This window comes from Bradyrhizobium sp. LA6.8 (assembly GCF_040547935.1).
GTDB lineage: Bacteria > Pseudomonadota > Alphaproteobacteria > Rhizobiales > Xanthobacteraceae > Bradyrhizobium > Bradyrhizobium barranii.
This window is the reverse complement of record NZ_JBEPQQ010000014.1, coordinates 136288-148797: the sequence shown is the minus strand read 5'-3', so window position 1 is coordinate 148797 and position 12510 is coordinate 136288. Positions and strand designations below refer to the sequence as shown.

10 protein-coding genes and 1 pseudogene are annotated in these 12510 nt (G+C 58.8%); 8 read left to right on the top strand and 3 right to left on the bottom strand.

The window, feature by feature from the left end:
- Window positions 1–450: 450 nt before the first annotated feature.
- From ABIA90_RS42160 to ABIA90_RS42145, 4 genes are all read left to right on the top strand, one after another.
- Window positions 451–1215, top strand: a complete 765-nt coding sequence (locus ABIA90_RS42160) for a bestrophin-like domain (RefSeq protein WP_354116480.1) — start codon at window positions 451–453, stop codon at window positions 1213–1215.
- 364 nt (window positions 1216–1579) lie between these two features.
- A complete protein-coding gene (locus ABIA90_RS42155; protein ID WP_354116481.1) occupies window positions 1580–3172 on the top strand; it encodes an arylsulfatase in 1593 nt (530 codons plus the stop codon).
- A 29-nt stretch (window positions 3173–3201) separates the two neighbouring features.
- Window positions 3202–4290, top strand: coding sequence for an HAD family hydrolase (locus ABIA90_RS42150; protein ID WP_354116482.1), 1089 nt, complete (start codon window positions 3202–3204; stop codon window positions 4288–4290).
- Window positions 4291–4308: 18 nt separating this feature from the next.
- Entirely contained in the window at window positions 4309–4842 is a 534-nt protein-coding gene (locus ABIA90_RS42145) for an HdeD family acid-resistance protein (RefSeq protein WP_354116483.1), read from the top strand.
- A gap of 1216 nt (window positions 4843–6058) precedes the next feature.
- Here the strand turns inward: ABIA90_RS42145 and ABIA90_RS42140 are convergent.
- Window positions 6059–6742: a hypothetical protein gene (locus ABIA90_RS42140; protein ID WP_502916679.1), complete on the bottom strand. Its 684-nt coding sequence runs from the start codon at window positions 6740–6742 to the stop codon at window positions 6059–6061.
- A 388-nt stretch (window positions 6743–7130) separates the two neighbouring features.
- Here ABIA90_RS42140 and ABIA90_RS42135 point away from each other — a divergent pair, with 388 nt between their 5' ends.
- The gene (locus ABIA90_RS42135) at window positions 7131–8690 is read left to right on the top strand and encodes a Do family serine endopeptidase (protein WP_354116484.1); all 1560 of its coding nucleotides are present in this window, start codon (window positions 7131–7133) and stop codon (window positions 8688–8690) included.
- A gap of 109 nt (window positions 8691–8799) precedes the next feature.
- Window positions 8800–9102, top strand: a complete 303-nt coding sequence (locus ABIA90_RS42130; RefSeq protein ID WP_354116485.1) for a hypothetical protein — start codon at window positions 8800–8802, stop codon at window positions 9100–9102.
- On the opposite strand, the gene ABIA90_RS42125 is transcribed toward ABIA90_RS42130, so the two are convergent.
- A complete protein-coding gene (locus ABIA90_RS42125; RefSeq protein WP_354122499.1) occupies window positions 9081–9539 on the bottom strand; it encodes a response regulator transcription factor in 459 nt (152 codons plus the stop codon). The two genes, ABIA90_RS42130 and ABIA90_RS42125, sit on opposite strands and share 22 nt — an antisense overlap.
- Window positions 9540–9911: 372 nt before the next feature.
- Here ABIA90_RS42125 and ABIA90_RS42120 point away from each other — a divergent pair, with 372 nt between their 5' ends.
- Window positions 9912–10259 (top strand): HdeA/HdeB family chaperone, encoded by a 348-nt coding sequence (locus ABIA90_RS42120; RefSeq protein WP_354116487.1) that lies wholly within the window; start codon window positions 9912–9914, stop codon window positions 10257–10259.
- A 459-nt stretch (window positions 10260–10718) separates the two neighbouring features.
- Window positions 10719–11117 carry a hypothetical protein gene (locus ABIA90_RS42115; RefSeq protein ID WP_354116488.1) on the top strand — a complete coding sequence of 133 codons (399 nt, stop codon included), beginning with the start codon at window positions 10719–10721 and terminating at the stop codon, window positions 11115–11117.
- Window positions 11118–11582: 465 nt separating this feature from the next.
- On the opposite strand, the pseudogene ABIA90_RS42110 reads toward ABIA90_RS42115, so the two are convergent.
- Window positions 11583–12455: pseudogene (locus ABIA90_RS42110) on the bottom strand (IS3 family transposase); the annotation flags it as partial.
- Between the last annotated feature and the right edge of the window lie 55 nt (window positions 12456–12510).

The following is a 12510-nucleotide window of genomic DNA, read 5'->3' as shown; positions in this document are numbered from 1 at the left end:
ACCGTGGTGACGTAATGCGCCGCGTCCCGCAGGGTAACGAGCGGCTTGCCGCCTGGCACCGGGACCCGGTTGAGAGAACGCGGCGCGAAACTCCCACGAGGGGAGAAGGTGGCCCCAGCGCAGCTAGGCCACCGACACCATAAACTCAGGGGAAAGCGGTCGGGGGGAACGTAGGTAGCGCTCTCCCGCTACCAATCTCACCCCGGAAACGGAACGATCCTCGAACGACTGTTTGAGAAGTGTTTCCAGATACCCTTCGATCCTGATTTCCGGCGCCTGTCCCCGAGGTCGGCCGTTTCGCCGTAAGGTATCGCAGGATATTCGGAGAAATGCGCCCGACCACTTTGCGTAGAGCCGCGGACTGAAAAACCGCACCACAGAAGCACATTCGATCTTTAGGTTTGCGAGAAATGCGATAAGTTCCGCAATCGGCTCAAGCCGGACAGAGGTATGGAAAATCTCACGCATTACCCATTGCTTTTATCGATAGCAGTCTTCCTCGCTCTGTGGCTGGCCACGTTGGCGGGCTCGTGGCTGCACAACCGCGATCCGAAAGCCCGAGATGAGCAGAAAGAGGATCTCGGCATCATCCTAGCGGCCACCCTGACGCTGCTCGCATTGGTTATCGGCTTCAGCGTTTCGATGGCCAGCAATCGCTACGATCAGCGAAAGAATTTCGAGGAAGCCGAGGCGAACGCGATCGGAACCGAAGTCCTGCGCGCCGATCTTCTTCCGCCGGCAGGTGCCGCCAAGGTGCGCGAACTTCTCGGCGCCTACCTCGATCAGCGTATTCTGTTCTACATGAATCCTGACGACGAAAGGCGAATCCAGATCGATCGGTCAACCAGTCAGTTGCAGGCCGAGCTGTGGGCCGCGGTCCGCGAACCGGCGATCGCACAACCAACGCCGGTGGCGGCGCTGGTGCTCGCTGGCATGAACGACGTGATCAATTCGCAGGGCTATACGCAGTCGGCGTTCTGGAACCGTATTCCCCGAGCCGTCTGGTGGTTGATGGTTGCCATCGCGCTCGTTGCCAACGTGCTGTTCGGATATCGGTCGAAAAGCGGACGAGCAGAGAGGAAGCTGAACCTCGTGCTACCCCTTGTCATATCGATCGCCTTTCTCATCATCGCCGATATCGACGCTCCGAGGCATGGCTTGATTCATGTCAATCCGCAGAATTTGGAAAGTCTAGCGAAGTCGCTCGGACGCTGAGCTTGGACGCCCGAGCAAGCTTGCCACAACCTAATTTTCTTTGCGCGCAACCTACTTGTCGATGTTTGCGGGCTCTTCGAGAGTTGATCAACGCCTCCGGAGGGCTTGGCGTTAGTGTTTGATAATAATGCCCATTTCGTCCGAATGGACGGAGCGCAATCGAGCACGTCGCGCAGCTCGATCCCGGACCGGCGTCATGACGCCCCAACCACTGTGCCGAATTTGCATAGCGCGCAGCCTCCATCGGGGTCACGATTAGGCAAGGGCGTGCTGTGCTGCAGCCATTCGATTGTCCGTGCGCTCTCGCGAGACTCATACGATTGACCGACAAGTCACGGAAAACAAATTCGACCAGAGGGAAATTATGAAACAGCTTTGCAGAAGCATGCCGTTCGCGCTGGCTCTCGCTGCGGCAGCTCTCGCGGCTCCGGCTTGCGCGCAGCAACAGCAGAAACCCAACATCCTCGTCATCATGGCCGATGACATCGGGTACTGGAATATCAGCTCTTATAATCGCGGCATGATGGGATACCGTACGCCGAACATCGACCGCATCGCCAACGAAGGCGCCATCTTCACCGACTATTACGGCCAACAATCCTGCACGGCCGGCCGCGCCGCGTTCATCACCGGCCAAAGCCCGCTGCGAACCGGATTGTTGAAGGTGGGATTGCCGGCGGCTAAAGAGGGATTGTCGGAAAAGGATCCAACCATCGCCGAACTGCTCAAGCCGCAGGGCTACGCCACCGGGCAATTCGGCAAGAACCATCTCGGCGATCGCAATGAGTTCCTGCCGACGGTACACGGTTTCGACGAGTTCTTCGGTAACCTCTATCACCTCAATGCTGAGGATGAGCCGGAAAATCCGGACTATCCGAAGAATCCATCTTTTAAGGCGCAATTCGGTCCGCGCGGCGTCATGAAGTGCGTCGCCAGCACCACGGACACGCTTGGCGAAGATCCCCGTTTCGGCGCCTGGGGTCGGCAGAAATGCGAGGACACCGGGCCGCTCACCAAGAAGCGCATGGAGACCATTGACGATGAATTCCTCAACGCGTCCATGAATTTCATCGATCGCGCCAATCGCGATAAGAAACCCTTCTTCGTATGGTTTAACCCGAGCCGCATGCATATCTGGACCCGCCTCAAGATGGAATCCCAAGGCAAGACCGGACTTGGAATCTATCCGGATGGTATGGTCGAGCATGACGGCCAGGTCGGCCAGTTGCTGAAGAAGCTTGACGACCTCGCCATCGCCAACGATACGATCGTGATCTACACCACCGACAACGGCGCCGAGACGTTCTCGTGGCCCGACGGCGGTACCACGCCCTTCCGCGGCGAAAAGAACACCAACTGGGAAGGCGGTTACCGCGTGCCGGCGATGATCCGTTGGCCCGGAACGGTGCCGCCGCGTACCGAGATCAACGAGATATTCTCAGCGGAGGATTGGGCGACCACCTTAGTCGCCGCCGCGGGCGAGCCCGCGGTCAAGGACAAGCTGCTGCAAGGCTATGAAGCGGCGGGGAAGACCTTCAAGGTTCACCTCGACGGCTACGACCAGCGCGAACTGCTCTCCGCCAACGGGCCGGACAAGCGCCGCGAGTTCTTCTACTGGACCGACGACGGCAACCTTGCCGGACTTCGCTATGAGCAGTGGAAGGCGGTGTTTCTGGAACAGAAGGCCGAAGGCTTCAGTGTCTGGCAACAGCCACTCGTTCAGCTCCGCCTGCCGATGTTGTTCAACCTGCGCTCGGATCCGTTTGAGCGAGCGCAACACGAGGCCGGCGACTACGTGAGATGGTTCATCGAACATGCGTTCGTGATCGTTCCGGCGCAAGGCATCGTGGGGCAGCATCTCCAGAGTTTCGTCGCGTTTCCACCACGACAGAAACCCGGCTCGTTCTCGGTAGAGCAGGCGATGGACAAGCTGAGGAGTCCGCCCGCGAACAACTAGCCTGATGTCATGGGTCTGGAAGGACGTAAATGAACAAGGCATCCCGTGAAACGATAATTTCGCCAATTGGCTTTAACCGCCGTACCGTCCTGTCGGCGTTGGCGGTACTCCCAGCCGTGTCTGGACCGCTCCTGACCACGTCGGTGCAGGCGCAGACCGCAGCGACCGGTAACGCGCTAGCTTCCTGGAACGAGGGAGCTGCGAAGCAGGCGATCATCGAGTTCGTTCGCGCTACCACGATGCAAGGCAGCCCCCAGTTCGTGACGCCCGAGGAGCGCATCGCGACGTTCGATCAGGATGGTACGCTCTGGGTCGAGCATCCAATGTATTCGCAAGTGATGTACTGCCTGGATCGCGTTCCGGCCGTGGTGGCGAAAAAGCCCGAACTCAAGAGTATCGAACCCTTCAAGACCGTGCTGTCGGGCAATCTTGAGGCTATGGCAAAATTCACGATGAAGGATCTCGAGAAGATCCTTGCCGCTACTCTGACTGGGATGCCGGTGGAGCAATTCAATGCTGAGGTGAAGCAATGGATTGAAACCGCCCGGGATCCGCGCTGGAAAAGGCTCTACACAGAGCTTGTCTACCAGCCAATGCTCGAAGTGCTGAACTACCTCCGCGGCAATGGTTACAAGACCTACATCGTGACCGGCGGCGGCCAGGATTTCGTACGGGTGTATTCCGAGCGCGTCTATGGCATCCCGCCGGAACAGGTCGTCGGCACCGTGGGCGGAACGAAGCTCGGTTATGACAAGGACGACAAGGCGTTTCTTACCAAGGAGCCGAAGCTTTTGCTCAATAATGACCATGCCGGCAAGCCCGAAGGCATTCACATGATGATCGGACGGCGACCCTGTGCCGCCTTCGGCAACTCGGTTGGCGACCAGCAAATGCTTGAGTGGACCGCCGCCGGATCCGGTGCGCGGCTGAAAATGCTTGTGCTGCATGACGACGCGAAGCGTGAATATGCCTACGGTCCGGCGCTGGGCCTTCCCGGCAGCAAGGTCGGCACCTTTACGCCGGCGCTTTACGATGAAGCGAGAAAGAATGAATGGATCGTCGTCAGCATGAAGAACGACTGGAGGCGCATTTTCGCTTTCGATGAACGCGATAGCTGATTCAGGAGGGAAACTGTCATGACCGATACCGTATTGCTGCCCCAGAGGTCGACCATCTGGTGGATATTCCTGCTGCAGGGGTTCGCAGGGATCATGCTGGGTCTCATGCTGGTGACCCAGCCCGGCGCAACGATCGTGGCGCTGGCGACGTTTCTGGGGTTCTACTGGCTCATTACCGGAACGCTAGGGCTGGTTCAGGTCTTCGTCGATCGGGCGACTCCCTGGATATGGTCCTTGCTCAGCGGCCTCGTCGGCATTCTTGCAGGTCTTTTTGTGCTGAGACATCCCCTATTTGCCGCGTTCACAGTCCCTACGATGATCGTCATCATTCTCGGCATTCAAGGCCTGGCTATGGGCGCGCTCCAGATCGTGGGAGGATTCAAGGGCGGCGGACTTGGGCCCATTATTCTCGGCGTGATCAATGTGTTGGTCGGACTATTGCTGTTGGGCTCGCCGATCGCGGCCTCGTTCGCTGTACCGATTGTGTTCGGTGTGCTGTTGCTCATCCAGGGCGCAGGATTGGTCATGCTGGCGTTTCGTGTCCGCGCCTGACAGCGCTCGTCCCGTTGGAATGCGTCTATGTTGCGGTCGAATATCATCGAGCGTTTCTCGAAATCTCGGGTGTCGAAGCGATGGGCCGTTAAAGGCTGCTCCACGCCACGTCACGACTCCGATGAACTGATCGCGAGATGGCACCCAGAGAACCGGCTTTTGGAACGAAATGAAAAGGAGGTTACCATGCGGCTATCAAGAATGTCCGTGCTGGCTTTTATCCTTACGGCGCCAGGATTGATAACCCATGCCGCGGCTCAGAATGCTCCTCAGTGCCCAATGTCGGGATCGCCATCGGGGTGGGGCGTCAACTCGATCGGCTATATTGAGATAAATTCGGGGACAAGCTGCTTATTCTCGCTGAATGTCAGGGGCGAAATATTGAGTTCGCGCGTGTCACAGCGGCCGAGGCACGGCAGGCTGCAACGAATAGATAGGTCGTCTTACGTGTACACGTCGCGCGCCGGCTATAGAGGTAGCGATACTTTCTCGGTGCGGGCGACAGGTACGAGCGCGTATGGTTCGGGTACGTCGGTCATCACAATCAACGCAACCCTGGAATAGTGACGATTGGCCGCGCCGTGGTCCACGACACATAGCCGCGATAGGAGCGCGTTCGAACAATGGGCTTCCATATCCCCGCCACCGTTATCGTCGCCGTCGTACTCATCGTGGTATCCTTGGCGATGCTTTTCAGATGGCACATCGTCTCGTCGTCGATCGGGGTTCACCGGCTCGACCGCTGGACAGGGAAGGTGGAGTTCTGCTCTGAACCGGACGGAAAGATTGTCTGTCACTAGGCACAGAGTGCGACGATCGTCGCCCGTAGGATGTGATCGAAATGAAATCCAAGGCGCAGCCGCGCGACTGGCGACGAATCCACCATTCACCGGCATTCTGGATCGGTATCTCGCTCTGTCTCGCGGCGATCACAATCTACGTGTTGTCGGATGATCTTGCCTGGCGGTCCACGTCACCAGGACATTGAGTGGAACCGCGGTACCGAGGTCTCGTCGCCACGAACATGAGTCGAAATAACCGCCGCCTCAAGGGGCACATTTCTTCACGCCGATCGAAGTCGAACCGGTGTTCCCCGAGTGTCCCCTCTCGCCTGTCGAGAGGGGCCGATAGCTTGCAGGGCGCAGCGGACGGGTCCGTCGGGCGGTTTGCTTCGACAAAATGAGGTAGGCGCGTAATCTAGATCACTCCGTTCGCCTCAGTAGCAGGGCGGGTAGGGATAGTATCCGCAGGCCGGCCGCCCATAGGGGTAGGCATAAGGCGCGGCATACGCTGCTGCGCCATACGCCGCCGCGCCGGCGGCACCAGCATACATCGCGCCACGGAACGCGCTGCGCCGGGCAACGCCGGCGAATGACAATGGCGTGAATGGCCGTCCGATAATGTCGATAGAAATTGCAGCGCCTCCGTCGCCGCCGTTGAGATCGCCTTCGAGTGTCTGAACGTTGAACGTCAGCTTATCGCCCTCCAGCTTCGGGCTTCTCAGAACGACGACGGCATCCTTCACCGAGCTATCCTTGCCGAGGACCGACACGGTCGCGTTCGGGGGATTCTTCGCAAAACTGTCGTCACCCGATCCCCAGTCCGCGATGACGTCGGCGGTGAGCTGATGGCCGGCCGCCCTGACAGGACGATCGGCGAATATGATGGAATTGGACGCCAGTCCGGTTAGCGTGAGGGTATCTCCCTGCAAGGTCGCGCCGCGCGAATTGAGCACGATTAACGAGGGCACAATCTCGGGTCGTGCCGCTGCGGCTGGTGTGCCGATCGTCTTCATCGAAGAGGGGACCGGGGACGTCTGGGCCAGTGCCATGTTCGCATTACAGAATGTCACCATCGCGAGCATTCCGGCCATCCGATGCAGTCTCATGGCGCCTGCCATATCGTTCTCCTTGTGAGTTTAGCCCAGCGTTAACGCGTTGGAAGCGGTCTCATCGGTGAGAAAGCTTTCGACCTCATCGTATCGGCAGGCTTGTCCGGGTGGCTATGCAGAAGCGGCAGAAAGCCAAGAAGGAAGTCCAATATCAAGCGATTGCGGCACTGCCGGCTTGGCTGCCAATCCCCCGCGTCGCGATCGCGTGCCTGCCCGTCGATCCATTTGACGCCGGCATCCAGGGCCGGCAGCGCGGGCGTGCTGGCACGGCAACGTTGGTCCGCGGGTTATTTCGAATCATTAATTCTGCGTCCAGCGCTGCGTAATGTGAAAACCTGCATTGCCCGGTCATAACGGCGGGCTATCGCGCGCCGAGTTCTCCATGGAGACTCGTTTTATGACCGACTATCTTTCGGACTACCGGACGGCACTATCCTTCCAGGCGCCGCGACGCTCGCCGTTCGCAGCGCGAAAACTCGCATTGATGGCATCTGTCTTGACCGGCATGTCCATCGGCGCTTACGGCTTCAGCTCCGCCTCGGGCGGGTTCGATATTCTTGGTAGTCCCGCGCACGCCGAAGTCGGCGGCGCCGCGCAGCCCGCGGGCTTTGCCGATGTGGTTGAACGCGTGAAGCCTTCGGTGATCTCGGTGAAGGTCACGATGAAAGAGAAGGCGGTCGATACGAGCAGGAAGGGCGAGAACGATGGCTCGCCGATGGAGCGCTTCTTTCACCAGTTCGGCGGCCCTGATGGGTCTCCCGAAGGCTCAGGGCGCGGCGGCCGGCACGGTGAAATGATCGGCCAAGGTTCTGGCTTTTTTGTTTCATCCGACGGATATGCGGTCACCAACAACCATGTCGTCGACGGCGCCGACAAGGTCGAAGTTACGACCGATGCGGGAAAGACTTATGCCGCCAAGGTCATTGGAACGGATCCGCGCACCGACGTCGCCCTGATCAAGGTCGAGGGCGGCTCCGACTTCCCGTTCGTGAAATTGTCCGAGAGCAAGGCCCGAACCGGCGATTGGGTGCTTGCGGTCGGTAACCCCTTCGGCCTAGGTGGCACCGTGACTGCCGGCATCGTGTCGGCCAGCGGGCGGGACATCGGAAACGGTCCCTACGACGATTTCATCCAGATCGACGCGCCCGTCAACAAGGGGAATTCCGGCGGCCCGGCCTTCAACCTGCAGGGCGAGGTTGTCGGCGTGAACACCGCGATCTATTCGCCATCCGGTGGCAGCGTCGGCATCGCATTTTCGATTCCGGCCGCGACCGTGAAGACCGCCATCGCGCAGCTGAAGGATAAGGGAAGCGTGAACCGCGGCTGGATCGGTGTTCAGAGTCAGCCAGTGACCCAGGATATCGCAGATAGCATGGGTCTGAAGCAGGCCAACGGGGCGTTGGTGGCCGATCCTCAGAAGGATGGTCCCGCTGCCAAAGCCGGGATCGATTCCGGCGACGTCATTATTGCCGTCAATGGTCAGTCGATCAAAGATGCTCGCGAACTGGCGCGCGTAGTCGGCAGCCTTGCTCCCGGCAGCACGGTCAAGCTCGACGTATTGCATAAGGGTAAAAGCAAGGTCGTGAGCCTCACCCTCGGCCAATTGCCGAACGTTCAGGAAGCCAAGGCAGAATTGGGTGTTGACGGGAAGGGCGCAACGCAGGGTGCAGAGATTCCGCGCCTCGGCCTGACAGTCGCGCCGGCTGGTAAGGAGAACGGCGCGGGCAAGGACGGTGGCGTCGTTGTCATGAAAGTCGACCCGAAGAGCGCGGCCGCCGATCGCGGGCTTAAAAAGGGCGACTTGATCCTGGAGGTTGCCGGCAAGAGTGTGTCGAATCCCGGCGACGTTCGCGAGGCGCTCGACGCCGCGCGGACGGACAAGAAGAACAGCGTATTGATGCGTCTTCGCTCCGGCGATGCGTCCCATTACGTCGCTGTGCCGCTCTCAGACGGCTAGACCCTGGTTGGCAGCGGCCTTGCCGCTGCCAACCGTTATGGGAGCCACTCGCACCGGTCAGCGGCCTTTCCGGTATCAACGCGTCGCAGCGCCGACGGAAGCCATCACTATGAAGACCTTCCGAGGCGCGGTCATGTGCAGGACGTCCGACAATGAGTTCATAAAGCTGCGGATTGCACGGGCCTATATCAAGTTATTGTGCCTTCCAGAAGGTGATTCGAGGGTCGTCACGCTCGCGCACATCGGCAGCTGCGAGGTTCGCATGTTTGACGGCTCGCAAGACGGCGCCAGCTCGGCATCGCTGTTCTCGATTGAACTCTTCGATCATGATGCGGGCTCGCCGGTCGAATCTCGCGCCTGCTTCGACATCGAGCAGGGAGCGGCTGCATATCAGGAGTTCATCTCGCGGTAAGCGTTTTCGAGCGGATGTGCCGTGCGTTCAATGTTCACTGGGCCGGCAAATGAGACAGCATCGTCGAATGCAGCCGACGCAAGTGCTTGTTCCTGGCGGTACGCCATCGAACTCGATCCTGACGACATATTCGCAGGAGAGCACTGGCTCGTGAATTCTGGAATTGATTGTAGACCGCGCAACGCTGCCTCGGCACGCGCCGTGATCAGAATTGTCGGATCTTTATGCCCTTGCTCATAAGATGCCGCCGAAGCGCCAACCAGCTCATTTCCGGCCGTTGGAAGATCGACAATCAGACAGTCCGGACGGAAGACAGGCAGCAACGCCGCCAGAAATTCCTGTCCTGATCCATAAGCGCGGGCGCAAAATGCGTGTGAACGTAGCAGGCGGATCAAGGCCCTAAGCACTGCTGGATCATCGTCCACGATAGCGACCATGAGGGAGCTTTCGCCAGAAACGACCATCGCAGTTAGATCGGGCACTGGCGATCCGGCTTTGGGCCGATAGGTGCGTCCAAATTCGAAAAGGTGAGCATGCTCGGGCGGCGAACGAGATCGGCCATGTGCGAATGCCCGGCTCTTCCATCGTCCGACCCGGTGGGACCTTGATGGTTTTTTCAACCGAAACCAGCTCGTCAGCAACCTGCTTGGTGACCCGGGCCCCCTCAGACACCCAGAGCAGTACCATGTTGCGTATGTCGAAGGCCTGGGAGCACAAATTTGCCGAAGGTGCATAGCGCCGATTGTTCGAGCCTGCCACGTCTCTTGAGTCGGCAACGGAAGTAAACCAGATGACGCAGGGGTGACAGCATGTGGAAAGTGCTATTGGTCGCGACGACAGTACTGGCTGCGGCGAGTGCGGGCGTTCGGGCGCAAACAGATCTCACTGCGTTCGCGGACGCCAACGGCTACATTGATGTCCAAGCGTTGACCTGCGCTGCCCTTGCGGGAACTTGGCAGGGGGATGCCGACAGGCTCACAACCTGGTACAGTGGCTGGTACAATGGGCTTGCAAAAAAGCACTATTTCAATATCGCTCGTTCGAAGGAACTCGAACACGAAGTTATCGTGTACTGCAAGGCCCATCCCGAAGTTCGAATTATCGATGCCATAGGTGTGATGCTCAAGGAAGAGCGGCTTATGAGTGGGTTTAAATGAGATAAGAAGCGCGTCCGGGCGTGATGAGCAATGTTTGTCAGGGCGTCTCTGTATGAGTGCGAACGTTTCGCGGGCGTCCTGAGGTGCTGGCAAAACGGCAGTGCCAGCGCGGTTGTATGGCGGATTTGACGGCCGGCTTCAATTCGTCTGTGATTTGATCGATTTGTCGCTAGTTAGTTGATTACATAGGTTTCGGCCATCTCGTCGCAGTGCTCGGGTCTCCAGGAGGCTACTTGCGGCAAATCGGCTCAAATGGGTATCTTCGCCGAAGTCGCGCTTGCACCGGACTTCTCGCTGTCGGCTGGCTTGCACTTTGCGTCCCATCGACTGGGATGGTCACACAATCACAGGCGCAGCAACTTCTCCAGAGGCGCAGCAACTGCTGCCAGACTCGCACATTGAACTTGCAGACCAGGATCGCTTCACCTGGACTGTGAGGAAAATTCCGCCCAGCTTTACATGAATGAGATTTACTGGCTGCAGTACTCGACCGAAACCCCGGCGATTGTTCGTGATTCATTTTTGCAATATGTGCTGAGAAGCTTCGAATTTACGCGCGACAATTTCAATGGATCGAAGTCGCAGGCTTGGACTGCCGGTGGCTGGTTGGCATTTCGATCCGGGCTTATCGGTGACGTGTTCGGAGTGCACGCAGCCGTCTATACTTCGCAACCGATTTTTGCTCCTTCCGATGAAGGTGGCACCAAACTATTGGCACCCGTTCAAAACTCGATAGCCGTGCTTGGCCAGATATGGGCGCGTACAGATCGGAGACCAGGAAGTTCGAGGCGGCCGCCAATTGGTGGACACGCCTCTCATCAATCCGCAAAACAACCGAATGGTGCCCAACACGTTTGAAGCCGCCACTCTGGTCTCCCTGCCGGACAGAGATCGTAACTACGATTACTCGGTCGGTTATCTCTGGAATATGAAACAAAGAGACTGGAACACCTTCATTCCGCTGTCGGATGTTGTCGCCGGCAGGAGCGATGTTGCGAACCATGGTGCGGTCTTCGGGATGATCAGATACCGGCCGGTTCGGTCTCTCGCTTGCCGCCATGGACTACAACGTCCAAGACTTCGTCAACACAGGCTTCGCGCAGGTCGACTACGATTTCAGGCAACCGAAGGGGGTTCCAAATGGGATCATCGGCGCGAAGGTCATCGATCAACGAAGCGTTGGAGCCAACCTGCTCACAGGAGTTTCCTTCGAGACCTTTCAAGCCTCCACAAAGGCGCAGATTCTTTACGCCGGATGGACGAGAGCTGGTCCCGGTTGTCTGAACAGAATCTCCGCGTTGATAAGTGGAGCTTCTGCCGGGGTTAGGCTGCCAAGCGGATTGGCAGCGGGGTGAAGTAGGCTTGATCCGGTGTGCTGCCGTCAAGGCTCGAATGGGGACGGCCGATCGAGTCGCGCGCCTCGCTGACGGTCTCGTAGGCCCGCAGATACACCTCCTCGTACTTGACGCTGCGCCACAACCGCTCGACGAACACGTTGTCCCGCCAAGCCCCTTTGCCGTCCATGCTGATGGCGATGCCGTTGCCGGCGAGCACGGCGATGAAGGTCGCACCGGTGAACTGCGAACCCTGGTCGGTATTGAAGACGTCAGGCCGGCCGTGCCGCGCCAGGGCATCCTCCAGGGTCTCGACGCAGAAGGCCGCTTCCATCGTGATCGACAACCGCCACGACAAGACACGTCGGGTAGCCCAATCGAGCACGACAGCGAGATACACGAAGCCGCGCGCCATCGGGATGTAAGTGATGTCCATCGCCCAGACCTGGTTCGGACGCGTGATCTCCATGCCGCGCAGCAGGTAAGGATAGATCTTGTGGCCGGGCTCCGGCTTCGTGGTCCGAGGACGGCGATAGAGCGCCTCTATCCCCATCCGCCGCATCAGCGTTTTGACATGCCGGCGGCCGATCTTGCACCCCTCGGCAGCCAGCAGGCCTCTCAACATCCGCGAACCGGCGAAAGGAAACTCCAGATGCAGCCGATCGAGACGCCGCATGACCGTGAGATCGGCGTCCGACACCGGGCGCGGCAGGTAATAGACGCTGCCACGGCTGATCTGCAACACTTCCGCTTGCTTCGTGATCGACAAATCGTGCTCGCGGTCGATCATCGTTTTGCGCTCAGCAATCCCGCCTTGGTGAGCGCGCTTTCTAAAAAACTGATCTCGGCGCTGCACGCCCCCTGTGGGATAGAAACGGGTTAGTGATAGACTGCGTTCGGAAGGGAGCGGCCGATAC